22 protein-coding genes are annotated in these 26,144 nt (G+C 71.9%); 12 read left to right on the forward strand and 10 right to left on the reverse strand.

All coding sequences use genetic code 11. The features are described 5' to 3' along the window. Positions 1-69: 69 nt before the first annotated feature. The 4 genes from ABZX90_RS40290 to ABZX90_RS40305 are packed head-to-tail and all read right to left on the reverse strand — an operon-like array spanning position 70 to position 6,108. Positions 70-2,010: a biotin carboxylase N-terminal domain-containing protein gene (locus tag ABZX90_RS40290; protein WP_355213321.1), complete on the reverse strand. Its 1,941-nt coding sequence runs from the start codon at positions 2,008-2,010 to the stop codon at positions 70-72. Positions 2,011-2,018: 8 nt separating this feature from the next. Further along, entirely contained in the window at positions 2,019-3,617 is a 1,599-nt protein-coding gene (locus tag ABZX90_RS40295; protein WP_355213322.1) for a carboxyl transferase domain-containing protein, read from the reverse strand. Next, positions 3,614-5,308, reverse strand: coding sequence for an acyclic terpene utilization AtuA family protein (locus ABZX90_RS40300; RefSeq protein WP_355213323.1), 1,695 nt, complete (start codon positions 5,306-5,308; stop codon positions 3,614-3,616). Before ABZX90_RS40300 ends, ABZX90_RS40295 begins: the two co-directional genes overlap by 4 nt. Continuing rightward, positions 5,305-6,108, reverse strand: coding sequence for a TIGR03084 family metal-binding protein (locus ABZX90_RS40305; RefSeq protein WP_351120572.1), 804 nt, complete (start codon positions 6,106-6,108; stop codon positions 5,305-5,307). Before ABZX90_RS40305 ends, ABZX90_RS40300 begins: the two co-directional genes overlap by 4 nt. A 279-nt stretch (positions 6,109-6,387) precedes the next feature. Between ABZX90_RS40305 and ABZX90_RS40310 the strand changes: the two genes are divergently transcribed. After that, the gene (locus ABZX90_RS40310) at positions 6,388-7,365 is read left to right on the forward strand and encodes an EamA family transporter (protein WP_355213324.1); all 978 of its coding nucleotides are present in this window, start codon (positions 6,388-6,390) and stop codon (positions 7,363-7,365) included. 77 nt (positions 7,366-7,442) lie between these two features. Here the strand turns inward: ABZX90_RS40310 and ABZX90_RS40315 are convergent, their stop codons facing one another. Together ABZX90_RS40315 and ABZX90_RS40320 are read right to left on the reverse strand one after the other, a co-directional pair. After that, on the reverse strand, positions 7,443-8,567 hold the full coding sequence (locus ABZX90_RS40315) for a peptidoglycan bridge formation glycyltransferase FemA/FemB family protein (protein WP_355213325.1): 1,125 nt from the start codon (positions 8,565-8,567) through the stop codon (positions 7,443-7,445). Positions 8,568-8,605: 38 nt separating this feature from the next. Beyond that, positions 8,606-11,572: an FAD-binding and (Fe-S)-binding domain-containing protein gene (locus ABZX90_RS40320; RefSeq protein WP_355213334.1), complete on the reverse strand. Its 2,967-nt coding sequence runs from the start codon at positions 11,570-11,572 to the stop codon at positions 8,606-8,608. 450 nt (positions 11,573-12,022) lie between these two features. Between ABZX90_RS40320 and ABZX90_RS40325 the strand changes: the two genes are divergently transcribed. From ABZX90_RS40325 to serC, 7 genes are all read left to right on the forward strand, one after another. Beyond that, positions 12,023-13,909, forward strand: coding sequence for an ATP-binding protein (locus ABZX90_RS40325; protein WP_355213326.1), 1,887 nt, complete (start codon positions 12,023-12,025; stop codon positions 13,907-13,909). Then, positions 13,906-14,313: a roadblock/LC7 domain-containing protein gene (locus ABZX90_RS40330; protein WP_355213327.1), complete on the forward strand. Its 408-nt coding sequence runs from the start codon at positions 13,906-13,908 to the stop codon at positions 14,311-14,313. Before ABZX90_RS40325 ends, ABZX90_RS40330 begins: the two co-directional genes overlap by 4 nt. Then, entirely contained in the window at positions 14,310-14,666 is a 357-nt protein-coding gene (locus ABZX90_RS40335; RefSeq protein ID WP_351120581.1) for a DUF742 domain-containing protein, read from the forward strand. The genes ABZX90_RS40330 and ABZX90_RS40335 overlap by 4 nt, the downstream gene beginning before the upstream one ends. 13 nt (positions 14,667-14,679) lie before the next feature. After that, the gene (locus tag ABZX90_RS40340; protein ID WP_355213335.1) at positions 14,680-15,285 is read left to right on the forward strand and encodes an ATP/GTP-binding protein; all 606 of its coding nucleotides are present in this window, start codon (positions 14,680-14,682) and stop codon (positions 15,283-15,285) included. Continuing rightward, the gene (locus tag ABZX90_RS40345; protein ID WP_355213328.1) at positions 15,282-16,502 is read left to right on the forward strand and encodes a cytochrome P450; all 1,221 of its coding nucleotides are present in this window, start codon (positions 15,282-15,284) and stop codon (positions 16,500-16,502) included. Before ABZX90_RS40340 ends, ABZX90_RS40345 begins: the two co-directional genes overlap by 4 nt. Before the next feature lie 106 nt (positions 16,503-16,608). After that, entirely contained in the window at positions 16,609-17,832 is a 1,224-nt protein-coding gene (locus tag ABZX90_RS40350; protein WP_355213329.1) for a cytochrome P450, read from the forward strand. A gap of 134 nt (positions 17,833-17,966) precedes the next feature. After that, positions 17,967-19,085 (forward strand): phosphoserine transaminase, encoded by a 1,119-nt coding sequence (gene serC, locus ABZX90_RS40355; protein ID WP_351120587.1) that lies wholly within the window; start codon positions 17,967-17,969, stop codon positions 19,083-19,085. A 99-nt stretch (positions 19,086-19,184) separates the two neighbouring features. On the opposite strand, the gene ABZX90_RS40360 is transcribed toward serC, so the two are convergent. Further along, positions 19,185-20,186, reverse strand: a complete 1,002-nt coding sequence (locus ABZX90_RS40360; protein ID WP_351120588.1) for a WD40 repeat domain-containing protein — start codon at positions 20,184-20,186, stop codon at positions 19,185-19,187. 281 nt (positions 20,187-20,467) lie between these two features. On the opposite strand from ABZX90_RS40360, the gene ABZX90_RS40365 reads away from it, so the two are divergent. From ABZX90_RS40365 to ABZX90_RS40375, 3 genes are all read left to right on the forward strand, one after another. Then, on the forward strand, positions 20,468-21,151 hold the full coding sequence (locus ABZX90_RS40365) for an SGNH/GDSL hydrolase family protein (RefSeq protein ID WP_355213336.1): 684 nt from the start codon (positions 20,468-20,470) through the stop codon (positions 21,149-21,151). Positions 21,152-21,239: 88 nt separating this feature from the next. Further along, on the forward strand, positions 21,240-21,848 hold the full coding sequence (locus ABZX90_RS40370; protein ID WP_355213330.1) for a Uma2 family endonuclease: 609 nt from the start codon (positions 21,240-21,242) through the stop codon (positions 21,846-21,848). 75 nt (positions 21,849-21,923) lie between these two features. Next, positions 21,924-22,916: an aldo/keto reductase gene (locus tag ABZX90_RS40375; RefSeq protein ID WP_351120594.1), complete on the forward strand. Its 993-nt coding sequence runs from the start codon at positions 21,924-21,926 to the stop codon at positions 22,914-22,916. 133 nt (positions 22,917-23,049) lie between these two features. Here ABZX90_RS40375 and thpR read toward each other — a convergent pair whose 3' ends face one another. The 3 genes from thpR to ABZX90_RS40390 form a co-directional block, all read right to left on the reverse strand. Next, complete coding sequence (thpR, locus tag ABZX90_RS40380; protein WP_355213331.1) at positions 23,050-23,640, reverse strand: RNA 2',3'-cyclic phosphodiesterase; 591 nt, start codon at positions 23,638-23,640, stop codon at positions 23,050-23,052. Between the two features lie 213 nt (positions 23,641-23,853). Continuing rightward, positions 23,854-25,218 (reverse strand): MFS transporter, encoded by a 1,365-nt coding sequence (locus ABZX90_RS40385; protein ID WP_355213332.1) that lies wholly within the window; start codon positions 25,216-25,218, stop codon positions 23,854-23,856. A 149-nt stretch (positions 25,219-25,367) separates the two neighbouring features. Next, positions 25,368-25,805 carry a MarR family transcriptional regulator gene (locus ABZX90_RS40390; protein WP_351120600.1) on the reverse strand — a complete coding sequence of 146 codons (438 nt, stop codon included), beginning with the start codon at positions 25,803-25,805 and terminating at the stop codon, positions 25,368-25,370. Between the two features lie 145 nt (positions 25,806-25,950). Here ABZX90_RS40390 and ABZX90_RS40395 point away from each other — a divergent pair, with 145 nt between their 5' ends. Next, complete coding sequence (locus tag ABZX90_RS40395) at positions 25,951-26,133, forward strand: BrnA antitoxin family protein (protein ID WP_261701844.1); 183 nt, start codon at positions 25,951-25,953, stop codon at positions 26,131-26,133. Positions 26,134-26,144: the final 11 nt, after the last annotated feature.

The following is a 26,144-nucleotide window of genomic DNA, read 5'->3' on the forward strand; positions in this document are numbered from 1 at the left end:
CTGTTCGCGTCCGCGCGGCGGAGACCCGCGCGGTGGTGCGCCCCGGCGTCCCGGAACCGGGGCGCGTACTCACCGGGCGTCGGCCCGCGGCGCCTGCTCCTGCGCTGCCTGGTCCAGCACTGCCGGTTCCAGCACTGCCGGTTCCCGCGCTGCCGGTTCCTTCGCTGGCGCCTCCTGTACGACGGCCAGTAGCGCGCCCACCTCGACCTGCTGTCCGACGACGGCGTGCAGGGCGCTGAGCGTTCCTGTCGTCGGCGCGGAGATCTTGTGCTCCATCTTCATCGCCTCCAGCCACAGCAGGGGCTCGCCCGCCCGCACGGCGGCGCCCTCCGCCAGTCCCTCGGCCACCCGGACCACGGTGCCGGGCATCGGCGCGATCAGCGAGCCGGGAGCCCGGTCCGCCGCCGGATCGGGGAACCGGGGCAGCGCGGTCAGCGCGGTGGCGTTCACGAAGACCTGGCCGTCGGCGTACCGCGCGACCTCGAACGTCCGCCGCACACCGTCCACTTCGAGGACCACACGGCCCGCGTCGGCGTGCACCACGCGCACCCCGTCGGCCGCGAGCCCCTCGCGCGTGTGCCGGTAGGCGGCCTCGTGCTCGGTGCCGTGCATCCGATAGCGCTTGGTCTGCGGCTGCGACGCCAGGTTCCGCCAGCCGCCGAACCGCGAACGGCCGTGCGCGTCGGCGAGGGCGGCTGCCAGCGGGGCGTACGGGTCCGGGGCGGGCTCGGTCAGCGCGGCGAGGTGACGGTCGTAGAAGCCCGTGTCCATCCGGGCCCCGGCGAACTCCTCGTGCCGCAGCGACCGTACGAGGAGATCCCTGTTGGTGACCGGTCCGTGGATCGTGGCCCGTTCCAGGGCGCCGGACAGTTTCCGCAGGGCCTCCGCGCGCGTACCGGCGTGCGCGACGACCTTCGCGAGCATCGGGTCGTAGTGGATGCCGACGGAATCCCCGTCGGCGAAGCCCGTGTCCAGCCGGACGCCGTCGGGGACGGCGATCCGGTGCAGCGTGCCCGTCTGCGGCGCCCACGCGCCCGCCGGGTCCTCCGCGTACAGCCGGGCCTCGACGGCGTGGCCCCGCGCACGTGGGGGCTCGCTCTCCAGCCGTTCGCCCTCCGCGACCCGGAGCTGCAGGGCCACCAGATCGACCCCGAACACCGCCTCCGTCACCGGGTGTTCGACCTGGAGGCGGGTGTTCATCTCCAGGAAGTGCGCCGTGCCGTCGGCGACCAGGAACTCGACCGTGCCGGCGCCGACATAGTCCACCGCGCGGGCGGCCCGCACGGACAGGTCGTACAGCGTCCGCGTGAGTTCGTCGCCGAGTCCGGGAGCCGGCGCCTCCTCGATGACCTTCTGGTGGCGCCGCTGGAGGGAACAGTCCCGTGTGCCCAGCGGCCAGACGGTGCCGTGCGCGTCGGCCAGGATCTGCACCTCGACGTGCCGGCCGCCCTCCACGTACGGCTCGACGAACACCTCCCCGTCCCCGAAGGCACTCAGCGCCTCCGCGCGGGCCGCCTCCAGCTCGGTGTCCAGGTCGGCCAGTTCGCGGACGATCCGCATCCCGCGTCCGCCGCCGCCCGCCGCCGCCTTGACCAGCACCGGCAGGTCCGCGGCGGTGACCCTCTCCAAGGGGGCGAGCCCCATCAGCTTCTTCGCACGGGTCTTGGAGGCCATCGCCTCGATCGCCTCCGGCGAAGGACCGACCCACACCAGACCCGCGTCGATCACCGCCCGCGCGAACCCGGCGTTCTCCGACAGGAACCCGTACCCCGGGTGCACGGCGTCCGCGCCCGCGTCGAGCGCGGCCCGCACGATCAGATCGCCCCGCAGATACGTCTCCGCGGGCGTCGCGCCCGGCAACCGCACCGCCGCGTCCGCCATGCGCGCGTGCAGGGCGTTCTCGTCGGCGTCGGAGTACACCGCGACGGTACGCACCCCCGCCTCGCGGCAGGTACGGAAGACCCGGCAGGCGATCTCGCCCCGGTTGGCGACCAGCAGACTCGAAATCACGTGATTCCTCACATCCGGAAGACGCCGAAGCCACCGCGCGCGCCCTCGAAGGGCGCGGTGTGGATCGCGGACAGGCACAGGCCGAGGACAGTGCGGGTGTCGCGCGGGTCGATGACCCCGTCGTCGTACAGCCGCCCGGACAGGAACATCGGCAGCGACTCGGACTCGATCTGCTGCTCCACCAGGGCGCGCAGCGCCGCGTCGGCGTCGTCGTCGTAGGGCTGCCCCTTCGCGGCGGCCGACTGCCGGGCGACGATCGACAGGACGCCCGCGAGCTGCTGCGGGCCCATCACGGCCGACTTGGCGCTGGGCCAGGCGAACAGGAAGCGCGGGTCGTAGGCGCGCCCGCACATCCCGTAGTGGCCGGCGCCGTAGGAGGCGCCCATCAGCACCGACAGATGCGGGACCCGCGAGTTGCTCACCGCGTTGATCATCATCGCGCCGTGCTTGATGATGCCGCCCTGCTCGTACTCCTTGCCGACCATGTAGCCGGTGGTGTTGTGCAGGAAGAGCAGCGGGATGTCGCGCTGGTTGGCGAGCTGGATGAACTGGGCGGCCTTCTGGGACTCGGCGCTGAACAACACGCCCTGGGCGTTGGCGAGGATGCCGACCGGATAGCCGTGCAGACTCGCCCAGCCGGTGGTCAGACTCGTCCCGTACAGCGGCTTGAACTCGTCGAAGTCCGAGCCGTCGACGATCCGGGCGATCACCTCGCGCGGGTCGAACGGATGCTTGAGATCACCCGGAACGATCCCGAGGAGTTCGTCCTCGTCGTACTTCGGGGGTGCCGCCGGAGCCGGATCGCCGTACGCCTTGCGGTGGTTCAGCCGGGCGACGACCCGGCGGGCCTGGCGGAGCGCGTCCTGCTCGTCGACGGCGAAGTAGTCCGCGAGTCCCGACACGCGCGCGTGCATCTCGGCGCCGCCCAGCGACTCGTCGTCGCTCTCCTCGCCCGTGGCCATCTTCACCAGCGGAGGCCCGCCGAGAAAGACCTTCGCCCGCTCCTTGACCATGATCACGTGATCGGACATTCCGGGGACGTACGCGCCTCCGGCCGTCGAGTTCCCGAAGACCACGGCCACCGTGGGGATTCCGGCGGCCGACAGCCGGGTGAGGTCGCGGAAGATCGCGCCCCCGGGGATGAAGATCTCCTTCTGCGAGGGCAGATCCGCGCCGCCCGACTCGACCAGGCTGATGCAGGGCAGCCGGTTCGCGAGAGCGATGTCGTTGGCCCGCAGCGCCTTCTTCAGGCTCCACGGATTGCTCGCGCCGCCGCGCACGGTCGGGTCGTTCGCCGTGATCAGGCACTCGACCCCCTCGACGACGCCGATCCCGGTGACGAGGGAGGCGCCCACCGCGTAGTCGCTGCCCCAGGCCGCGAGCGGCGACAGCTCCAGGAAGGGCGTGTCCGGGTCGAGCAGCAGCTCGATCCGCTCCCGGGCCAGAAGCTTGCCGCGCTTGCGGTGCCGGGCGACGTACTTCTCGCCGCCGCCCGCGAGCGCCTTGGCGTGCTCCGACTCCAGGTCCGCGAGCTTGCCGAGCATGGTCGCGCGGTGGGCCGCGTACTCGGGACTCCTGAGGTCGAGCGCGGAGGAAAGCACGGTCACAACAGGGCCTCCGGGATATCCAGGTGACGGGAGCGGAGCCATTCGCCGAGGGCCTTGGCCTGGGGGTCGAAACGAGCCTGGGAGGCGACGCCTTCTCCGAGGATTCCCTCGACCACGAAGTTGAGGGCGCGGAGGTCGGGAAGGACGTGACGGACGACCTTCAGCGGGCGGCTCTCCGGGATCAGGTCCCGGAAGCGGTCGGCCGTCAGCTCGTGGGCGAGCCAGCGCCAGGCCTCGTCGGTGCGGACCCAGACGCCGACGTTGGCGTTGCCGCCCTTGTCGCCGCTGCGGGCACCGGCGATCAGGCCGAGGGGGGCCCGGCGGGCCGGACCCGCGGGCAACGGCTCGGGCAGGGACGGTTCTTCGAGTGTCTCCAGTACGAGCGTGTCCTGGGCCGGGATCACCGAGAGGCGGCTCCCGTCGTGGAGGACGGCCACATGGTCCACGGCGCCATGGGGGACGTACACATCCTCGAAGACCCCATAGGGCGCACCCTTCCCTGGTGGCGCCACCACATGGAATCCGGGGTAGCTGGCGAGCGCCAGCTCGATGGCCGCCCCACTCAGCGCGCGCCCCACGGTGGCCTGGTCGGGATCGCGGACGACGAGCCGCAGCAGGGCACTGGCCGTCTCCTCGGTGTCCGCGTCGGCCCGGTCGGTGCGCACCAGTTCCCAGCGCACCTCCGCGGGCGGCGTCTTGGCGAGCGCGTCGCCCATCTGCTCGCGCACCAGCGCGGTCTTGGCCTCGATGCCGAGTCCGGTCAGGACGAAGGTCACCTCGTTGCGGAAGCCGCCGAGCCTGTTGAGGCCGGCCTTGAGGGTGGGGGGCGGGGCCTCACCGCGCACGCCCTCGATCCGCACCCGGTCCGGGCCGTCCTGGACGAGCCGTACGGTGTCCAGGCGGGCGGTGACGTCGGGTCCCGCGTACCGGGCGCCCCCGGTCTCGTACAGAAGCTGCGCGGTGACCGTGCCGACGTCGACGAAGCCGCCGGTGCCGGGGTGCTTGGTGATGACGCAGCTTCCGTCCTCGTGGATCTCCGCGAGCGGGAAGCCGGGGCGGCGTACGTCGCCGTCGCCGAAGAAGGAGTAGTTGCCGCCGGTGGCCTGGGTTCCGCACTCCAGCACGTGCCCGGCGACGACGGCACCCGCGAGCCGGTCGTAGTCCCCCGGCCGCCAGCCGAAGTGGGCGGCGGCGGGCCCGGTGACGAGTGCCGCGTCGGTCACCCGGCCGGTGACCACGATGTCCGCGCCCGCCGACAGGCACTCGGCGATGCCGAAGCCGCCGAGGTAGGCGTGGGCGGCGAGACTGCCCGGGTAAGCGGCGGTGAGGTCGTCGCCCTCGACGTGGGCGACGCGCACCGGGATGCCGAGCCGGCCGGCCAGGGTCCGCACCGCGTCGGCGAGCCCGGCCGGATTGAGGCCGCCGGCGTTCGTCACGATCTTCACGGACCGCTCGTGCGCCAGGCCGAGACAGTCCTCCAGCTGACGCAGGAAGGTACGGGCGTATCCGGCGGCGGGGTCCTTCAGCCGGTCCCGGCCCAGGATCAGCATGGTCAGCTCGGCGAGGTAGTCACCGGTGAGGACGTCGAGTTCGCCACCGGTGAGCATCTCGCGCATCGCGTCGAAGCGGTCGCCGTAGAAGCCGGAGGCGTTGCCGACGCGCAGGGGGCGGGTCGCGGCTCCCGGGGTCACTGCGCGGCCCCCTTCGGCTCCCGCCCGGCGCCCGGCGGGCCGGCGAAGGACTGGGCGATGTCCAGCCAGCGGTCGGCGTCGGGGCCCGTCGCCCGTACGGCGAGGTCGGCGCGGTGGGCTCGCTGGGTCACCAGCAGGCAGAAGTCGAGGGCGGGGCCGGTGACGCGCTGCGGGGCGTCGGCCGGTCCGTAGGTCCATGCCTCGCCGGAGGGGCTGTCGAGCTCCACGCGGAATTCCTCGGCGGGTGCGGTGAGGCCGTGCACCGCGAAGGCGAAGTCACGGGCGCGTACCCCGATGCGGACCACATGCCTGAGCCGGTCGGTGGGGGGACGGACCACACCCAGGGCGTCGGCGACGTCCTGGCCGTGGGCCCAGGTCTCCATGAGCCGGCCGGTGGCCATGGAGGCGACGGACATGGGTGGGCCGTACCAGGGGAATCGTGTTCCGGTGGGTGCCGCGCGCAGGGCCGTCTCCAGGGCGGCCCGCCCCTCGCGCCAGCCCGCGAGCAGCAGGGCGGGCGGCTGGGCGGCGCCCTCCTCCGCCCCTTCGTCGACGAAGCCGTCGGGAGAGGCGAGCGCCTTCTCGACCTCCTTGGCGAAGGCCTCGGCGTCGGTCACGGCGAGCAGGGCGGACCGGTCGGTCCAGGCGAGATGCGCGATCTGGTGGGCGACGGACCAGCCTGCGGCGGGCGTGTGGAGGGCCCACTGCCCCTCGCTCAACTCCGCCACCAGCCGGTCGAGTTCCTCACTCTCCCGGTGCAGGTCGTCGATCACGGAGACCACGGACGACGCGTCGGACACGATGCGCTCCCCTCGGGACACGACGGTGTGTGGCACGGAGCATGGCAGCGCTGGAAGAAACAAGCAAGCATGCTTGCATTAATTCGGGCCGCCTCCTGGGCAGGGGGGCGACGCGGGACCTCGTCCGACGCTCGCCATGGCCGCGCCCTCTTCTTCGGGCGCCCCGCCCGTTTCTCTGGGACAGTTGCATAACGAGTTCACACGCCTGACCAAGTCCATTACTCTGGACTGACAAGTGCAGCATGATGAACGAACCGAGTCGATCCCGTGGAAGGCCCCGTGAACACCCCCAGCGCCGTTTCGTCCTCCCCGGCCTCGGCTGCCCCCGCCCTGGCACCCGTGCCCGCGGCCGGCGCGCCCACCGCGGGCGGTCCCGGTAGACGCGGTGCCCTCGGGCCCGTGGGCCTGGTGCTCGCCGGAGGGATCTCCGTGCAGTTCGGCGGGGCGCTCGCGGTGAGCCTGATGCCCAGGGTGGGCGCCCTCGGCGTGGTGACGCTGCGGCTGCTGGTGGCCGCGATCGTGCTGCTGCTGGTCTGCCGTCCGAAGGTGCGCGGACACTCGCGCGCCGACTGGAACACGGTGGTCGTCTTCGGCCTCACCATGGCCGCGATGAACGGCCTCTTCTACCAGTCCGTCGCCCGCATCCCGCTCGGCACGGCCGTCACGCTCGAAGTGCTCGGCCCGCTCGCCCTCTCCGTCCTCACCTCCCGCCGCGCCGTGAACCTGCTCTGGGCGGGCCTCGCCCTCGGCGGCGTCTTCCTGCTCGGCGGCGGCGGAGGCTTCAGCAGCCTCGATCCGGTAGGTGTCGCCTTCGCCCTGGGCGCGGGAGCCATGTGGGCGGCGTACATCATCTTCAGCGCGCGTACGGGCCGACGCTTCCCCCAGGCCGACGGCCTCGCCCTGGCCATGGTGGTCGCGGCGGTGGCGTTCCTGCCCCTCGGGCTCGTCGAGTCGGGTTCGAAGCTCCTCGTCCCGACCACCGTCGCGCTGGGCGCCGCGGTGGCCATGCTCTCCTCGGTCCTCCCGTACACCCTCGAGCTCCTCGCCCTGCGCCGCCTCCCCGCCGCCACCTTCGCCATCCTCATGAGCCTGGAACCGGCCGTGGCCGCCACCGCCGGATTCCTCGTCCTGGACCAGGCCCTCTCCCTCACCGAGTCCCTCGCCATCGCCCTGGTCATCGCGGCGAGCATGGGCGCGGTGCGCACCCAGGTGGGCCGCGGAAAGTCCAAGAGCCTCGAAGCGAACCTGGACGGCTGACGACCCTTCGCTCCGATGCCCGCCCCTGCCAGCCTCCGAGCGGATCAACTGCGGATCAGCGGCGGATCAGCGGCCGGTCAGCGGCGGTTCATGTACAGGTCGAGCGCCTTGTGCAGCACCCGGTTGATGGGGAAGTCCCACTCGCCGAGGTACTCCGCGGCCTCGCCGCCCGCGCCCGCCTTGAAGCGGAGGAGGCCGACGAGGTGGTCGGTCTCGTCGAGGGTGTCGGTGATACCGCGGAAGTCGTAGACGGCAGCGCCGAGCGCGTGGGCGTCGGTCATCATGCGCCACTGGATGGCGTTGCTGGGCTGGACCTCGCGCTTGCGGCCGGTGGAGGCGCCGTAGGAGTACCAGACGTGGGTGCCGACGGTCAGCATGGTGGCCGCGGCGAGGACGTCGCCGTCGTGGCGGGCGAGATACAGCCGCATACGGTCGGGGTCCTCGGCCGTCAGCGAGGTCCACATCCGCTGGAAGTAGGGCAGCGGGCGCGGGATGAACCGGTCGCGCTGCGCCGTCTCCGCGTACAGCTCGTAGAAGGCGGGCAGGTCGTCGTAGCCACCCCGGACCACCTGGACGCCGGCCTTGTCGGCCTTCTTGATGTTGCGCCGCCACTGCTGGTTCAGGCCCTTGTGGATCTCCTCCAGGGACCGTCCGGCGAAGCGGACCTGGAAGACGTAGCGCGGCTGTCCCGCCGCGAAGCCGTCCTCGCCGCCCGGCTCGGTCCGCCGCCAGCCCATGCCCCGCAGCCGGTCGGCGATCTCGGCGGCACCCGGCTCCCGCGAGGTCGCCGCCACGTCGCCCAGCCGCCGCGCCGCCGGATCGGCGATGGCCGCCTTGACCGCGTCCGCGCTCCAGCGGCGCGCGACCACGGGCGGGCCCATCTTCACGGTGAACGCGCCGCGTGACTTGAGATGCGCCAGCATCGGCCGGAGCCAGCGTTCGGCGAGGTCCGGGGCGTGCCAGTCGATGACGGGGCCCTCGGGCAGATACGCGAGGTACCGCTTGACCTTCGGCAGGGGACGCAGCAGCACGAGACCGGCCCCCTGGAGCCGGCCGTCCGCGTCGAACCAGCCGAGGCTCTCCGCGCGCCAGTCCGGCTTCACATCGCCCCACGACGGCACCTGCATATGGCTGGCCGAGGGCCGCGAGCGGACGAACGCCAGGTGTTCGTCACGGGTGATCGTCTGCAGGCGGAGGGTCATACGCGCTGCTCCTCGAAGTCCTGGGGTCGGTCGAAACGTCAGCGTACTGACGGGGGTCCCGCGGACCCGCCCCCCTGCGCACCGTTCTCCAGCGCTTCCGCCAGGACCTCCGCCAGGTGGCGGCCACGCCGGTCGGTCAGGTGGGCCAGTTGGGTGCGGCAGGAGAAGCCGTCGGCGAGGATCACCGCGGTGTCGTCGGCCGCCCGTACCGCCGGGAGCAGTTGCTCCTCCGCGCAGGCCGTCGACACCTTCTCGTGGCCCTTCTCGAAGCCGAAGTTGCCGGCGAGACCGCAGCAGCCGCCGACGAGGGCGCCGGTCAGACCCGCCGCTTCGCGCAGCCTGCGTTCGGCGGCGTCGCCGAGGACCGCGTGCTGGTGGCAGTGCGTCTGGCCGACGGCCGGGCGGTCGACGCGGGGCGGCGTCCAGTCCGGCGCGTGCCGTTCCAGTGCCTCCGCGAAGGTCGCCACCGCCGCCGCCAGCCGCGCCGCGCGCGGGTCGTCCCGCAGCAGTTCGGGGAGGTCCGTGCGCAGCGCGGCGGCGCAGCTCGGCTCCAGGACGACGACCGAGAGGTCCTCCAGGGCGAGGTAGGGCTCCATGAGGTCGAGGGTGCGGCGCAGCACGGTGCGGGCGCGGTCGAGCTGGCCGGTCGAGACGTACGTCAGTCCGCAGCAGACGCGGTGGCGGCGGCGCGGCAGCAGCGTGTTGAAGCGGAGGGGGCCCCGGGTGACTCCGTCGCCGATGGGCCCGTGCCGCATCACGGTCCTCGGAGGCAGCAGCACGGCCAGTCCCGCGGCCTCCAGAACCCGTACGGCCGCGCGTCCGACGGAGGGTGCCAGGTGCTCGGTGAACGTGTCCGGCCACAGGAGGACCGTCTTCCCGCCGAAGCCCGGGAACAGCTCGTCCGCCGCCCGCCGCTCCCCGTCCCCTCCCCCGCCCGGACCGTCCCACGCGCCCGCCCGTCCCTTGCGCACGTACGCCCGCACCCGGTCCCGGAATCGTCTGGACCACCACTGGCTGAACGTCTCCGGTGCCAGGGCCGGGATCTCCCGTTCCGGCGCGATACCGCCCAGGCGCTTGGCGAAGGCGGCCAACGGACCAACGGACGCGAGGGAGTTGACGAGCCGTGCCGAGCGGATGCGGGTGACCGCGGCGAGCCAGGCCGGGAGCCGTCCCAGGGCGTAGTGCGCGGCGGGGCGGCGGCGGCCCGCGTAGTGGTGGTGCAGGAACTCGGCCTTGTAGGTGGCCATGTCGACGCCGACCGGGCAGTCGGACCTGCACCCCTTGCAGGACAGGCACAGGTCCAGTGCGTCACGGACCTCCGTCGAGCGCCATCCGTCGGTGACGATCTCGCCGGCGAGCATCTCGTGCAGCAGCCGGGCCCGCCCGCGCGTGGAGTGCTCCTCCTCGCCGGTCGCGCGGAAGGAGGGACACATGACCTCCGCGCCCTGTACCGATGTCGTACGGCATTTGGCGACGCCCACGCAGCGGCGTACCGCCGCCGAGAAGTCGCCGCCGTCCGCCGGGTAGCCGAACTCCACGTCCACCGGGCGGTGCGGCAGCACCGCGAACCGCAGGTTCTCGTCCAGCCGGTGCGGCCGGACGAGCATGCCGGGGTTGAGCAGGCCGTCCGGGTCCCAGAGGTCCTTCGCCCGTTCGAAGAGGCGGACCATCTCGGCGCCGTACATCGTCGGCAGCAGTTCCGCGCGCGCCTGCCCGTCGCCGTGCTCGCCCGACAGGGAGCCCCCGTGGGAGACGACGAGGTGGGCGGCCTCCTCCGAGAAGCGCCGGAAGCGGGCGACGCCCGCCGTGGAGATCAGGTCGAAGTCGATGCGGACGTGGATGCAGCCGTCGCCGAAGTGCCCGTACGGCGTGCCGTGCAGGCCGTGGGCCGCGAGCAGGGACCGGAAGTCCCGCAGATAGGCGCCGAGCCGGGCGGGCGGCACCGCGCAGTCCTCCCAGCCGGGCCATGCCTCGCCGCCGAGGCCGCGGGCACGGCCGGGCAGGGAGCCGCCCCCGGCGTCCGGCATCCGGGTCGCCGTTCCGCTCGCGTCCTCCCGCAGCCGCCACAGCGCCCGCTGCCCCGCCGGGTCGGTGACCACCAGGGCGCCTTGTACGTCCGCCGCCCGCACGATCGCGTCAGCACGCGCGCGTGCCTCCGCCTGCGACGCGCCGCCCGTCTCCACGAACAGCCAGGCCCCGCCGCGCGGCAGCCCGGCGTCGGCGGGTACGAGATCGGCGGCCATCCCCTCCACGGTCAGCGGCCGGAGCGGCAGCAGACCGGCGGCGGCGTCCGCGGCGGCGCTCTCGTCGGGGTAGGCGAGGACGGCCAGCGCCCGCGCGCGGGGTGCGTCGACGAGTCGTACGACCGCCTCGGTGAGGACGCCCCAGGTGCCCTCGGAGCCGCAGAAGGCGCGGGCCACGTCCGCGCCCCTCTCGGGCAGCAGCGCGTCGAGGGCGTACCCGGAGATCCGCCGCGGGAGGTCCGGGAAGCCGGTCCGCAGCAGCGCCAACTCGCCCTCGACCAGGGCCCGCAGGCCGTCCGGGGCGCCCTGCCAGTTGCGGCCGAGGCGGCGCGTGTCCCCGGCCGCGCCGACGATGGACAGTTCCCGCACGCTGTCCGCCGTGGTGCCCCAGGCGACCGAGTGGGAGCCGCAGGAGTTGTTGCCGATCATTCCGCCGAGGGTGCAGCGGCTGTGGGTGGAGGGGTCGGGGCCGAAGCGCAGGCCGTGCGGGGCGGCGGCTTCCTGGAGGCGGTCGAGGACGGCACCGGGCTGGACGACGGCCGTACGGGCCTGCGGGTCGAGCGCGACGATCCGGTTCATGTGGCGGGTGAAGTCCAGGACGACGCCGGTGCCCGTGGCCTGTCCGGCGATCGACGTACCGCCGCCGCGCGCCACGACCGGCACTCCGTAGGCGCGGCACACCGCGAGGGCCGCCGTCACGTCGTCGGCGTCGCGCGGGGCCACGACGCCGAGCGGTACGCGCCGGTAGTTTGAGGCGTCCATGGTGGTCAGCGCCCGCGCCGTGGCGTCGAAGGAGACCTCGCCCCGCACGGTGCTCAGCAGCTCGGACCGCAGCTTCTCCGGGAGGCCATTCGGCTCCCTCTCGGCAAGCCCCTTCGGCACAGCCCCGGGCGGTCCAGTGAGCCGTCCACCGGTTCGCCCCCGGGCTCGCCCCCCGGGTCGTCCCTCCGGCAGCCCCTCCGACCGTCCACCCAGATCCGTCATGTCTCCAGGATGCCGCCGGGCACCGGCACCCGCCGCCCGGCCGCGCACCCGAAAGGCCCCGATACGCGGAGGCGATCATGAAACCGCTTCCCGAAGCCTCCCAATCGGATCTCGAACTCTCATATAGTGACGGCGAGTTGAGCATCAGGTGTCACTTCTCGCCCAGGACCGACCGAGGACACGACCGAGGACACGTTCTCCCCCAAGAACACGACCGAGGACCGATTGATGACCCCGCCCCTGCCCTCCGGCGAACGACCCACCCCGCGCGCCACGGCGACAGCCGCGCTGACCGCCGCCGCCCCGGCCGCGATCGCGGTGGTGGCCGCCGTCCTGCTGGCGCCCGAGCCGGCCCGCGTCCCCCTCGCCTGGGGCACCGGCGTCGCCGCGGTGCTGCTGTGCGCGGCCGTCACGGTGGCCGCCCGCGCCGTACAGACCAGGCGACTGATACTCCGTCGCCTCGACAACGTGACCAAGGACGCCGGCCGGCTCCTGCAGGAACGGGCCCGGCTGACCGAGGAGTTCAACCAGGAGCGGGCCCGGCTGGCCGACGACGCCGCCCGCGAACGCGCCCGCGCGGCGGAGGCCGCGGCCCAGGAGCGGATTCGTCTGACCGAGGCCGCCGCACGCGAACGCGCCCGCCTCACCGAGGAGTTCACCGAGGAGCGGGAGCTGCTCGTCGCCGACCGCGCCCGGCTCACCGAGCGCAACGCCGAACTCTCCGAGCGCGCCCGGCAGGCCGACAGCAACCGGACCTCCGCGGTCGCGGCGACCGCCAACGCGGCCGGGCGCATGCAGGCACTGTCCACCGGCATGCTCGCCGACCTGCGGGCCATGGAGGAGAGGCACTCCGACGAGGACGTCCTCGCCGACCTCCTCCACCTCGACCACCGCACCGCCCAGGCGGGCCGCCTCGCCGACTCCGTCGCCGTCCTGACGGGCGCGCGCTCGGGGCGCCGCTGGGCCCGCCCGATCGTCATGGAGTCGATCCTGCGCGGCGCCATGGGCCGCATCGGCGGCTATCAGCGCGTGCGCGTCCACTCGACCAGCGATGCCGCCGTCGCCGGACACGCCGCCGAGGGCGTCATGCACGCGCTCGCCGAACTCCTCGACAACGCCGCCAACTTCTCGCCGCCCACCGCCGAAGTGCATGTGTACGTCGAGGAGGTCCCGGCGGGTGTCATCGTCTCCGTCGAGGACAGCGGTCTGGTGATGGGCGACGTCCAGCTGCGCCGCGCCGAACGCGCCGTCTCCGGGGACATCGTGAACGCGTCCGATCTCGGCGGACTCACCGGCACCCGCCTCGGCCTCGTGGTGGTCGGCCGGCTGGCCCGCAAGTACGGCCTGAAGGTGTCCTTCCGGCCCTCCGCCCGCGGCGGCACCGGCGTTCTCGTGCTGATCCCGCAGGACCTCCTCACGCCGGCGAACTCCCCGTACGGCACGGCCCCGCTGTCGGCCGGACACGAGCCCGCCGCGTCGGCCCCGACAGCCGTCGAAGGCCGCACCTCCGCGCCACGTTCCCCGGCCGGCCAAGGAACGCCGGAGCCGCAGAGGCCACCGGGCCCGCAGGAGTCCCGGTCGCCCCAGGAATCCCTCGTGTCCCCCGCGTCGCCCGTGTCGTACGCCGCCGCCCACGCGGTCGGCGACCTCGACCCGGACCCCGTCCCGGCCCACGACTCGCCCCGGCACGAACAGGGTCCCGCGTCGTCCACCGGCGGCCTTCCCAAGCGCCGTCGCGGACGCACCCTCGCCCACGCCGAGCGCAGCCGCTCGCACGCCACGCCCCAGGCCACCCCGGAACCCCGTAGCGGCGACGACCCCAAGACCCGGTCGGCCGCCCGCTTCGGCACTTTCCGCCAGGCGGTACGCGGCACGGCGCCGGGCACCCCCGAAGCCGTAGCGGCCGATGACGCCCCACAGGCCGCGGACCTTGCACGGGCCGAGGACCTTGCACGGGCCGAGCACCGCCCAGGAGCCGAGGACCGCGTCCCGGACGCGCATCCCGTTCGGGCCGCGGACGACGTCCGCGACGAAGCCGCCGTGCGGGGCGCCGCCCCCACCACTTCCACCACCCCCACCACGTACGCGCTCCCGGAAGGCGACACCACCCCATGACCGGCACCATCACCGCCGACGAGAAGCTCACCTGGCTCATCGAGGGCCTCCTTGAGCGCACCCCGGGCGCACGGCACGCGCTCGTGCTCTCCCGCGACGGCCTGAAGCTGTGCCGTACTCCGGAGCTGTCCGTCGACCAGGCCGACCAGCTCGCCGCGATCGCCGCCGGCATCCAGTCGCTGTCCCACGGGGCGTCGGTGGAGTTCGGCGACGGCAGCGGGGGTGTGCGCTCGGCGATGGCCGAGTTCTACGGAGGGGTGCTGTTCATCGTGGAGGCCGGCGACGGCGCGCATCTCGCCGTCGTCACCGCCGAGGACGCCGACGCCGGACTGGTCGGGCACAACATGAGCGAACTCGTGGAACAACTCGGCGAGCACCTGAGTACGCCGCCCCGGTCGTCATGAGCCGTCCTGGCAGGGACGACGCGCCCGACCGGCTGTACACCCTCACCCAAGGGCGCACCCGGTCCGGGCCCGACACCCCCTTCGACCTGGTGACGCTGGTGGTCGCCGAGTGCGATCCGGTGGTGGGCATGCAGTCCGAGCACGCCGCGATCCTGCGGCTGTGCGAGCGGCCGACGGCGGTCGTGGAGATCGCGGCGGAGCTGAAGCTGCCGGTGTCGATCACCCGCATCCTGCTCTCCGACCTGCTCTCCACGGGCCGCGTCAGCGCCCGTCACCCGCACACCACTGTTCCTTCCGGTCTTCCCGATCCCGACATTCTGGAGCAGGTGCTCGTTGGACTCCGTAACCTCTGACGCCCGTGCGCCCCTGTCGGCGTCGGCCGACAACGGCCTCAAGATCGTGATCGTGGGCGGCTTCGGCGTCGGCAAGACGACCCTGGTCCGCTCGGTCAGCGAGATACGTCCCCTCAACACCGAGGAGACGATGACGCAGGCCGGCGAGGCCGTCGACGACATCAGCGAGGTGCGCGGCAAGTCCGCGACCACCGTCGCCTTCGATTTCGGCCGCATCACGCTGGACACCCACAACGTCCTGTACCTGTTCGGCGCGCCCGGTCAGGAGCGGTTCTGGTTCCTGTGGGACCGGCTGTTCTCCGGAACACTCGGCGCGATCGTCCTGGTCGACACCCGTCGTATCGACGACTCCTGGTACGCCATCGACCGGCTGGAGCACCACGGCACGCCGTTCATCGTGGCGTGCAACGACTTCGGCGGGCCCCCGCACACCCCCGCGCAGATCCGCGAGGCGCTCGACCTCGACCCGCACGTGCCGCTGCTCGACTGCGACGCCCGTTCCCGGGAGTCCAGCAAGCGGGTGCTGATCACCCTGGTGGAACACCTCCAGTCCATCCACGCCCGTCACGGCGCCGCAGCCGCGGAAGGCGCCCTTCAATTCCCGGAGTTGGCGCTGTGACCCCCACCGCCGCATCCGCGCCCGTCCCCCTCGGCGGGCCGCGGTTCCAGACCGAACCCGCCGAGCTGTACCGGGAGATGCGGCGCGACCACGGTTCCGTCGTGCCGGTCGTCCTCGACGGCGACATCCCGGCGTGGCTGGTGCTGGGATACCGCGAACTGCACCAGGTCACCGGCGATCCCCAGCTGTTCAGCCGGGACTCGGACCTGTGGAGTCAGTGGGACCGCGTCCCCGGCGACTGGCCGCTGCTGCCGATGATCGGCCGCAAGCAGCCCTCCATCCTGTACACGGTCGGCGAGCGGCACCGCGAGCGCGCCGCGATGATCAGCGACGCCCTCGAAGCCGTGAACCCCTTCGAACTGCGCGCCCGGACCGAGCAGTTCGCCGACGAACTGATCGACGCGATCTGCCCCAAGGGCGAGACGGACCTCGTCGGCGACTATGCGGCCCTGCTGCCCGTACGGGTCCTCGCGACGCTCTACGGCTTCGCGGACGAGCAGGGTCCCGGCCTGGTGACCGCCCTGAACGACATGGTCAACGGGGGCGAGGGCGCACTGGCGGGACAACAGCATCTCGCCGGCTCCATGGCGCGGTTGCTCGCCGACCGCAAGGAGACACCGGCCGACGACGTCGTCTCCCGGATGCTCGCGGACACCTCGGGCTTCAACGACGAGGAGATCGCCCAGGACCTGATGGTCATGATGGCCGCCGGTCACCAGCCGACCGCCGACTGGATCGGCAACTCGCTGCGCCTGATGCTCACCGACGAGCGGTTCGCGGCCTCCCTGTTCGGCGGCCGGCACAGTGTCGCCGAAGCCATGAACGAGGTGCTGTGGGAGGACACCCCCACCCAGAACGTGGCAGGGCGCTGGGCCTCCCGCGACACCCAGCTCGGCGGCCGCCGGGTCCGCTCCGGCGACCTGCTGCTGCTCGGTCTGCAGGGCGCCAACTCCGACCCCCAGGTCCGCACCGACAGTTCCGCGCTCACCGGGGGCAACAACGCCCACTTCTCCTTCGGTCACGGGGAGCACCGCTGCCCGTTCCCGGCGCAGGAGGTCGCCGAGGTCATCGCGCGCACCGGGATCGAGGTCGTCCTGGACCGGCTGCCGGACATCGACCTGGCCGTACCCGCCGAGTCGCTGACCCGGCGCCCCTCCCCGTGGCTGCGGGGCCTGACCGAACTGCCCGTACGGTTCACGCCCGTACCTGTCCTCTGAGACGCCGTTGCGCCCGGCCGACGCGCTGTTCGGCCGGGGCCCGGGGCTGCCCCCTGCCCCCGGGAAGACGCAGTACCCCCACCCCAGCCCTTGGAGGCACCCCCGCATGACCACCGGTACCGAAGAGACCCGCATAGTCCTGGACCCCTTCGTCACCGACCTCGACGGCGAGAGCGCCGCGCTTCGCGCAGCGGGGCCGCTCGCCGCCGTCGAACTGCCCGGCGGTGTGCCGGTCTGGGCGGTCACCCACCACGCCGAGGCGCGCGCCCTGCTCACGGACCCCCGGCTGGTGAAGGACATCAACGTCTGGGGCGCCTGGCAGCGCGGCGAGATCGCCCCCGACTGGCCCCTGATCGGACTCGCCAACCCCGGCCGCTCGATGCTCACCGTGGACGGCGCCGACCACCGGCGGATGCGCACCCTGGTGGCGCAGGCGCTGACACCGCGGCGCGTGGAGCAGATGCGGGAACGGATCGAAAAGCTGACGGAGAGTCTGCTCGACAACCTCACGGGGGAGTTCGTCGACCTGAAGGCCGACTTCGCCTACCCCCTGCCCATGTACGTCATCGCCGACCTCATGGGCATCGAGGAGTCGCACCTGCCGCGCCTCAAGGTGCTCTTCGAGAAGTTCTTCTCGACGCAGACCCCGCCCGCGGAGGTCATCGCGACGCTCACCGAGCTGGCCGGGATCATGGCGGAGACGGTGGCGGCGAAGCGTGCCGAGCCGGGCGACGACCTGACCAGCGCACTGATCCTGGCCTCCGAGGACGGCGACCACCTCACCGACGCGGAGATCGTCTCCACGCTCCAGCTGATGGTCGCGGCGGGCCACGAGACGACGATCTCCCTGATCGTCAACGCCGTGGTCAACCTCTCCGCCCACCCCGACCAGCGCGCCCTCGTCCTCGCCGGCGAGGCCGACTGGTCCGCGGTCGTCGAGGAGACCCTGCGCCACTCCACCCCGACCTCGCACGTCCTCATCCGCTTCGCGACGGAGGACGTCCCGGTCGGCGACAAGGTGATCCCGGCGGGCGACGCGCTGATCGTGTCGTACGGCGCGATCGGCCGCGACGAGAACGCCCACGGTCCCACCGCGGGCGACTTCGACATCAGCCGCACGAGCGAGAACCGGCACATCTCCTTCGGCCACGGACCCCATGTCTGCCCCGGCGCGGCCCTGTCCCGCCTGGAAGCGGGCGTCGCCCTCCCCGCCCTGTACGAGCGCTTCCCGTCCCTGGACCTGGCCGTCCCGGTGTCGGAGCTCCGCAACAAGCCGGTGGTGACGCAGAACGACCTGTTCGAGCTGCCGGTACGACTGATCGCCGAATGAGGTGAACCGACGGAGCGGCTGATCGCCGGAGGGGCCTGCCACGGCCCCTCCGGCGACGGCGGCCGTCAACCCGCCCCGTCTCAGCCGACGGACGACGTTTCGCCGAGGTTTCCCGGAACGGCTAGGCTCCCGGCGTGGCTGATATCCAGATCCCCGCTGACATCAAGCCCGCCGACGGACGATTCGGCGCTGGCCCCTCCAAGGTGCGGACGGAGGCACTGGACGCGCTGGCCGCGACCGGTAGCTCTCTGCTCGGCACATCCCACCGCCAGGCCCCGGTCAAGAACCTGGTCGGCAAGGTGCGCGAGGGCGTGCGCGAGCTGTTCTCCCTGCCCGACGGGTACGAGGTCGTCCTCGGCAACGGCGGCTCCACCGCGTTCTGGGACGTCGCGACGCACGGCCTGATCGAGAACAAGTCGCAGCACCTGACGTTCGGCGAGTTCTCCGCCAAGTTCGCGAAGGCGGCCAAGCTCGCCCCGTGGCTCGCCGAACCGACCGTGGTCTCCTCCGACCCGGGCACGCACCCCGAGCCGGTCGCCGAAGCGGGCATCGACGCCTACGCGTTCACCCACAACGAGACCTCGACCGGTGTCGCCGCCCCGATCAAGCGAGTGCAGGGCGCCGACGCGGGCTCCCTCGTCCTGGTGGACGCCACCTCCGGCGCCGGCGGCCTGCCCGTCGACATCGCCGAGACCGACGTCTACTACTTCGCCCCGCAGAAGTCCTTCGCCTCCGACGGCGGCCTGTGGATCGCCGTGTTCTCCCCGGCCGCGATCGAGCGCGCCGAGCGCGTCCACGCCTCCGGCCGCCACATCCCGGAGTTCTTCTCGCTGCCCACGGCGATCGACAACTCCCGCAAGAACCAGACGTACAACACCCCGGCCCTCGCCACCCTCTTCCTGCTCAACGAGCAGCTGGAGTGGATCAACGGCCAGGGCGGCCTCGCTTGGTCGGCGGCCCGCACGAAGGACTCTTCGAGCCGCCTCTACCGCTGGGCCGAGGACAGCAAGTACGCCACCCCGTTCGTGACCGACGCGGCCAAGCGCTCGCAGGTCATCGGCACGATCGACTTCGCCGACGAGATCGACGCGGCCGCCGTCGCCAAGGCCCTGCGCGCCAACGGCATCGTCGACACCGAGCCCTACCGCAAGCTCGGCCGCAACCAGCTGCGCGTCGCTATGTTCCCGGCGATCGACCCGGCGGACGTCGAGGCGCTGACGCACTGCGTCGACTACGTGATCGAGAAGCTGTAACCGTTTCCACGAGATCGGGGGCGTCCGGCGCGTGAGCGTGCCGGGCGCCCCTTTTCTCTCGTACGGGTGAGTGGTGCGGGTGAGTCGTGCGGACGGTCGTCAGTCGCGGCGCAGCAGTCTCTTGAACCCGAAGACCACGGCGAAGAGGGCGGCGACCGCGATGGCGCCGATCTTCACCCCGCCGCTCATGGTGCCGCCGCTTCCGCCCTCGGCTCCGGAACCGCCGTCCTTGGAGGGCGACTTGGAGTCGGAGTCACCGGCCCCGGGCGCGCTCTCCGACTCCACGGTGCTGTCGGCGCCCTCGCTGCCGTACAGGAGCTTCGAACCGTCGGTGGTGTAGGTGATGGACTCGCCCTGGCCCTGGAGGGGGACGTTCAGGCGGCCCTGCCGTTTGATCCGGCCGCCGTTCCAGTCGTAGGCGATGCCGCCGAAGTAGCCGCGTACGGCGAGCTGTCGGCCGTCGGGGGAGAAGGCGCCGTCGGTGACCCAGAGGTCGATGGTGGCGACGGGCTTGAAGACGTTCGTGGCGGTGCTGGAGAGCTCGGCGGGGCCCTCGTACAGGTGGCCGCCGTCCTCGTCCTTGTCGGCGATGTAGACGCGCCCCGTCTTGGGGTGCACCATCAGCGCCTCCGCGTTGCGGGGTCCGTCGGAGTACTTCACGACGTACTGGGTGGCACGGATCGTCTGGTCCTTGAGCACCTTGGGCTCGGGGAGCTTGTAGATCCACACGTATTTCCACGTGCCGCCGAGGTTGTCGCCGATGTCACCGACGTAGAGGTCGCCGTCGGGGCCGAGGGAGATCGCCTCGACGTCCCGGGGCGCGCCGACCCCGCTCATGGTGATCGTCGCGACGGTCCGGCCGGTTCTGCTGTCGACGGCGTACAGATAGGCCCCGTCGTCGCTGTCGTTGTGGGTCCAGTAGATGCCGGGGTGGGCGCGTGAGGCGGCGAGGCCGCTGGACTCGGTGATCCGCGGGTCCTTGATGGTGAATCCCCCGTCCCCTCCGTCGGCGAGGGCGGGCGCCGCCAGGGCGACGACAAGGGCGGCTCCGGCAACGGCTCCGGCGGCGGCTCCGGAAGGGAACGAGGGCGATCGGCGCATGGCCCAAGCCTGCCATCCCACCGGCCCGTTCACGTCGGCCCCGCCCTCCCGGAGCCACAGCGACCCCGGCCACCGCACCCGCCCGGCCCCACACCCGGGACCACGACCCCCGGCGCCCACCGGCCCCGGCCCAGGACCACGCAGCCCACACCCACCGGCCGGAGCCCCTGTGGACCCCGCGGGCCCGAGTCCCCGTGGACCCCGCCGGCCCCCGCGACGGCGTGTCCAGCCTCACACCGTGACGGCCCATGGCACCCGGACCGATCGTCCATGATGAGCGGATGCTCAGGTTCATGCCCGTCGGCGACTCCATGACGATCGGTAGCGCGGGCGAACACACATGGCGTTACCGAATGTGGCAGCACCTGCGCGCGACGTACGGGGGCCCGTTCAAGATCGTCGGCCCGCGCGAGACGCTGTACGACAAGGCGACGGAGTCCCCCGACTCCCGCGAGTACGCGGACCCGGAGTTCCCCCGCGCCCACCTGGCCGGCTGGGGCGAGGGCTGGCTGCACATGGCGCCGCTGATCCGCGAGACGGTCCGCGCGCAGCGTGCCGACGTCCTGCTGGTCTCCCTCGGCCTCATCGACCTCGGCTTCTACACGAACGCCGTCCAGACCGCCGCGAACGCCCGCGCATTCGTCGAGGAGGCGCGCGCCGCGAACCCGCGCGTCCGGATGGTCCTGCTCCCGGTGATACCGAACGTGCGCGCCGAGACCGACACCCCCTTCGCCGCCGAGGTCGCCTCCTTCAACGAGCTGCTCGCCAAGACGGTCGCCGACCTCGACGAGCAGCGCTCCCCGCTGCTGCTGGCGTCCCCGCCCACCTCGTACGACATCACCTTCGACACGTACGACGGCACCCACCCGAACGCGAGCGGCGAGCACAAGATCGCGGAGGGTTTCGCGGAGGCGATGTACCAGGCCTGGGACCTGGGCGAGCCGTACGCGGCCGCAACCACCTGACCGATGCCGGGCGTTGCCCGGTGGCCGTGCGTATCGTTGTTCCGCGTGGCTGCACTCGACCGGGTTGCGGCCGGGGAGGAGCGCCACGATGACCGTCATTGAAGACAGGATCGCGATGGCCGACAACGCCGACGACATCGACAGCCGTCCCGAGCTCACGCTCGACGTCATGTTCGAGGCTCTGGAGAAGATGCCCGTCCCCGAGGGTTACAAGGTCGAGATCGTCGGGGGAAACATTTACATGGCGCCTCAGCGGGACATCCACTGGCAGATCATCCGCCGGATCGTGCGGCTCCTGGAGGACAGGTTCGGCATGGATGTGAACGTCTTCTCAGACGTCCGCATCGACTTCCCCGGCGAGCTGAACGGCTTCGCCCCGGACGTGGCGAAGCTCCGCGACGGAGCCGAGAAGAACCCCCAGGGGCGCTGGCGGTACGAAGACGTGGAGTTCGTCGCCGAGGTGATCTCCAAGAAGACCGCCGACAACGACTACGGCCCCAAGAGGCTCACTTACGCCCTCGCCGAAGTCCCCGTCTATCTGATCGTCGACCCCTACCAGGGCAGGTGCCGCCTGTTCACTCAGCCCAAGAGCGGGGACTACACGACCGAGACGAAGATCGCCTTCGGTGATGACGTCGACCTCACCGACACGGTGGTCGGCCTGACCGTCGAGACCGACGCGTTTCCCCGCGACTAGGGCCTGTCCGGCTCCGGTGCCGTCACCCGTCCCGCTCTTGCCTAGAGCGCACTCCACGCCGTTGGCTGGTGAGTCATGAAGTACACACAGCTCGGACGCACGGGGCTCAAGGTCAGCCGGCTCGTCCTCGGCACGATGAACTTCGGACCGCAGACCGACGAGGCCGACAGCCACGCCATCATGGACGCGGCACTCGACTCGGGAATCAACTATTTCGACACGGCGAACGTGTACGGCTGGGGCGAGAACAAGGGCCGTACGGAATCGATCATCGGGAACTGGTTCGCCCAGGGCGGCGACCGCCGTGACCGGACGGTCCTCGCCACCAAGCTGTACGGGAACATGGGCGCCGAGGGCGACCCGTGGCCCAACCACGACAAGCTCTCCGCCCTGAACATCCGGCGGGCCGTCGAGGCGAGCCTGAAGCGCCTCCAGACCGACTACATCGACGTCTACCAGTTCCACCACGTCGACCGCTCCACTCCTTTCGAGGAGATCTGGCAGGCGGTCGACGTCCTTGTGCAGCAGGGGAAGATCCTCTACGTGGGGTCGAGCAACTTCCCCGGCTACAAGATCGCCCAGGCCAACGAGATCGCCGCCCGCCGGGGAGGCACCATCGGCCTGATCAGTGAGCAGTGCCTCTACAACCTCGCTGAGCGCCGCGCCGAGATGGAGGTCATCCCGGCTGCGCGGGAGTACGGACTCGGTGTCATCCCCTGGTCGCCGCTGCACGGCGGACTGCTGGGCGGTGTGATCAAGAAGGAGGTCGAGGGCGGCCGCCGGGCGAGCGGCCGGTCCGCCGACGCCCTCGCCAACACGGCCGTACGCGCCCAGATCCAGGCGTACGAGGATCTGCTCGAGAAGCACGGTCTGGAGCCCGGAGAGGCCGCGCTGGCCTGGCTGCTGACCCGTCCCGGTGTCACCGGGCCCATCGTCGGCCCGCGCACCGCGGAGCAGCTGGAGTCGGCGCTGCGCGCCGTGGAGCTGGAGCTGTCGGAGGAGGTCCTGGACGCTCTCGACGAGATCTTCCCGGGACCCGGACCGTCGCCCGAGGCGTTCGCCTGGTAGCCGGGCGGCCCGCCCGCCGTCCGGCGGCGGCGGTCGCTACTTGACCGCCGCCGTCAGGGCCACGACGACGAACATCAGCACGAGCACACCGGCCATGATCCGGTTACGGGTCTTCGGGTTCACGTCATCGAGGTTAACCGGCCGCCCGGACGGTCCCGTCGCCCGCCCCCAGCGGCCGGCTCGCCACCGTCTCGTAACGGGGCTGCTCACCGGGGATTCCGGACGTCGGCAGGTTGCTGCGGACGAGACACAGCTCACCCACCGTCCACGGCTTCCCGGCAAAGGCGTCCAGGGCGGCGACGTACGGTTTGAAGTCGGCGGATTCGCGGCTGCGGGCCACCGTCAGATGCGGCCGGTAGCGGCGGTGCTCCTCCATCTCGATGCCCGCCTTCCGGCCCGCCGCCTCCGCCCGGCCCGCCAGCAGCCGCATGGTCTCCAGGTCCCCCGCCGCCCCCACCCACAGTGCGCGCCCGCCGAAATGCCCGCCGCCGCGCAGGGACAGCGGGAACGGGTGCGTACGGTGGGCGGCCCGCATCAGCCGCTCCGAGAGGTCCGGGACCGTCTCCTCGGCCACCTCCCCGTAGAACGCGAGGGTGAAGTGCCAGCCGGGGCGGCCCGTCCAGCGCAACGCGTCCGCACCCGGCATCCGCTGCAACACGTCCACTTCCGGGGCGAGTTCACGCACCACATCGGCCGGGGGCAGTACCGCCGCGAAGAGTCTCATGCGTCCAGCCTTCCAGGATTCGACGATCAGCACACGGGAGCGGGAAAGGCGGCACCCGGGAGCAGGCGGGGCGCCACGCGGGAGCGGGCAAGGGCGGCCGACCCGCCCCGGAGCTCCCGTACGCGTGAGGCGGCCCGCCCGAGAGCTCCCGTACGCGTGAGGCGGCCGGCCGCGTGAGCGGACCGGCCGCCTCCAAGGCGTCTCGGACGTCTCTCACACCGCGGTGGCGAGTAGCTCCTCGCTCCGCGCGCGCGGGACGAAGCGGACCCGCGGGCGGCCGTGGTGCCAGCCGAGGGAGACGCGCAGGCCGCCGAGGCGGGCCAGGACCAGGCCGATCGTTGTCGCCGCGACCATCGAGACCAGTCCGCCGAGCGCGAAGCCCACCCGGGGACCGTAGGCGTCGGTGACCCAGCCGACCAGCGGCGCGCCCAGCGGCGAGCCGCCCACGAAGACCATCATGAACAGCGCCATGACGCGGCCGCGCATGGCCGGGTCGGTGGCCATCTGGACCGAGGTGTTCGCGGTGACGTTCACCGTGAGGCCGAAGATGCCTATCGGGACCATCAGGAGCGAGAACAGCCAGAGCGAGGGGGCGGCCGACGCCACCACCTCCAGCGCGCCGAACGCCACCGCCGCCGCGATCAGCACGCGCAGCCGGGCCGTGCCGCGCCGGGCGGCGAGCAGCGCGCCGGCCAGCGATCCGAGCGCCATCAGGGTGTTGAAGAGGCTGTAGGCCCCCGCGCCCGAGTGGAAGATGTCGTCCGCGTACGCCGACAGCCAGACGGGGAAGTTGAAGCCGAAGGTGCCGATGAAGCCGACGAGGACGATCGGCCAGATCAGTTCGGGGCGACCGGCGACGTAGTGGAGGCCCTCGCGGAGCTGGCCCTTGGCGCGCGGCGCCCGCTCGACGACGTGCAGTTCACGGGACCGCATCAGCAGGAGGCTCGCCAGCGGGGCCACGAACGACAGGCCGTTCAGCAGGAAGGCCCAGCCGGTGCCCACGCCGGTGATCAGCAGGCCCGCGACGGCGGGGCCGACCAGGCGCGCGGACTGGAAGTTGGCCGAGTTCAGGCTGACCGCGTTCTGCAGCTGGCCGGGGCCGACCATCTCGGAGACGAAGGTCTGGCGTGCCGGGTTGTCGACGACGGTGGCCATACCGACGGCGAAGGCGGCGAGATAGACGTGCCAGACCTGGACATGGCCGGAGAGGGTGAGGAAGGCGAGCGCGAGGCCGGTGAGGGCCATCGCCGTCTGGGTCACCAGGAGCGTGGGGCGCTTGGGCAGCCGGTCGACGAGGACACCGCCGTACAGCCCGAAGAGCAGCATCGGCAGGAACTGGAGCGCGGTGGTGATGCCGACGGCGGCGGAGGAGCCGGTGAGGCTGAGCACCAGCCAGTCCTGGGCGATGCGCTGCATCCAGGTGCCGGTGTTGGAGACGACCTGCCCCAGGAAGAACAGGCGGTAGTTCCGGATCTTCAGCGAGCTGAACATCGAGGAGGAGCGGGGGGAGTCGTGGGCGGCCGGGGAGTCGTGGGTGGCTGGTGCGGGGGCGGAGTGTGCTCCGGGTCCCGAACTCAAAAGGGCTCGCCTCCAGGGCAGTCGTGGACGTCGGCGTCATGGGGGCGTCGGCGCTTGGGGAGAGGGCGGCCCTCGGTGATGCGAGATCCGTGATCGGGGATCCGTGATCCGGGATCCGGGATCCGGGATCGGGAGAGGGCCGCCGGTGTTCAGATGTGAGCGAGCTTCTCCAGAACGGGGGCGGCTTCGCGGAGCTTGGCCCATTCGTCCTCGTCGAGGCCCTCGACCAGGCCGGCCAGGAACGCGTTCCGTTTGCTGCGGCTCTCTTCGAGCATCGCCTCCGCCTTGTCGGTCTGCGTGACGACCTTCTGGCGCCGGTCCTCGGGGTGCGGCTCCAGCCTGACGAGCCCCTTGGCTTCGAGCAGCGCGACGATGCGGGTCATCGACGGGGGCTGCACATGTTCCTTGCGGGCGAGCTCGCCGGGCGTGGCGGTGCCGCAGCGAGCGAGGGTGCCGAGCACCGACATCTCGGTGGGGCTCAGCGACTCGTCGACCCGCTGGTGCTTGAGTCGACGCGACAACCGCATCACTGCGGAGCGCAAGGCGTTCACGGCGGCCTCGTCGTCGCCATGGGTGAAGTCAGGCATGTTCTTTAGCGTAACTCATTACTCTCGCTAAAGACCAATGGGATGCCCGTGGAACGAGCCACCCGAACCCCGGGATCACTCATATGAGTGAGATCGCTCCGGAAAGTGACCCGAATCCGGTCGGGATGCGGCGACCCTCGACTGCATGGGGACCAGCGTGCTCAGCCTGCGGATGGACGGGGAGCTGCTCGACCGGCTCCGACAACATGCCGCCAAACGCGGAATGAGCGTCCAGGACTATGTGGTCCGGACGCTCATTCGCGACGACTTCGACGAGCGGTTCCAGACCGCGGTCGAGGAGACGGAGAAGTTCTACGGGGTCACGTGAGACTCCGTACG

It is taken from the genome of Streptomyces sp. NPDC002935, assembly GCF_040611295.1.
In the GTDB taxonomy this organism is placed as follows: Bacteria; Actinomycetota; Actinomycetes; order Streptomycetales; family Streptomycetaceae; genus Streptomyces.

Coding starts and splice junctions, on each gene's coding strand:
- ABZX90_RS40315 (WP_355213325.1), bottom strand. CDS start 8,567: ATGACCCTCCGCCTGCAGACGATCACCCGTGACGAACACCTGGCGTTC.
- ABZX90_RS40360 (WP_351120588.1), bottom strand. CDS start 20,186: ATGCGCCGATCGCCCTCGTTCCCTTCCGGAGCCGCCGCCGGAGCCGTT.
- ABZX90_RS40320 (WP_355213334.1), bottom strand. CDS start 11,572: ATGGACGCCTCAAACTACCGGCGCGTACCGCTCGGCGTCGTGGCCCCG.
- ABZX90_RS40350 (WP_355213329.1), top strand. CDS start 16,609: ATGACCACCGGTACCGAAGAGACCCGCATAGTCCTGGACCCCTTCGTC.
- ABZX90_RS40375 (WP_351120594.1), top strand. CDS start 21,924: ATGAAGTACACACAGCTCGGACGCACGGGGCTCAAGGTCAGCCGGCTC.
- ABZX90_RS40395 (WP_261701844.1), top strand. CDS start 25,951: ATGGGGACCAGCGTGCTCAGCCTGCGGATGGACGGGGAGCTGCTCGAC.
- ABZX90_RS40330 (WP_355213327.1), top strand. CDS start 13,906: ATGACCGGCACCATCACCGCCGACGAGAAGCTCACCTGGCTCATCGAG.
- ABZX90_RS40365 (WP_355213336.1), top strand. CDS start 20,468: ATGCTCAGGTTCATGCCCGTCGGCGACTCCATGACGATCGGTAGCGCG.
- ABZX90_RS40325 (WP_355213326.1), top strand. CDS start 12,023: ATGACCCCGCCCCTGCCCTCCGGCGAACGACCCACCCCGCGCGCCACG.
- ABZX90_RS40370 (WP_355213330.1), top strand. CDS start 21,240: ATGACCGTCATTGAAGACAGGATCGCGATGGCCGACAACGCCGACGAC.
- ABZX90_RS40390 (WP_351120600.1), bottom strand. CDS start 25,805: ATGCCTGACTTCACCCATGGCGACGACGAGGCCGCCGTGAACGCCTTG.
- ABZX90_RS40335 (WP_351120581.1), top strand. CDS start 14,310: ATGAGCCGTCCTGGCAGGGACGACGCGCCCGACCGGCTGTACACCCTC.
- thpR (WP_355213331.1), bottom strand. CDS start 23,640: ATGAGACTCTTCGCGGCGGTACTGCCCCCGGCCGATGTGGTGCGTGAA.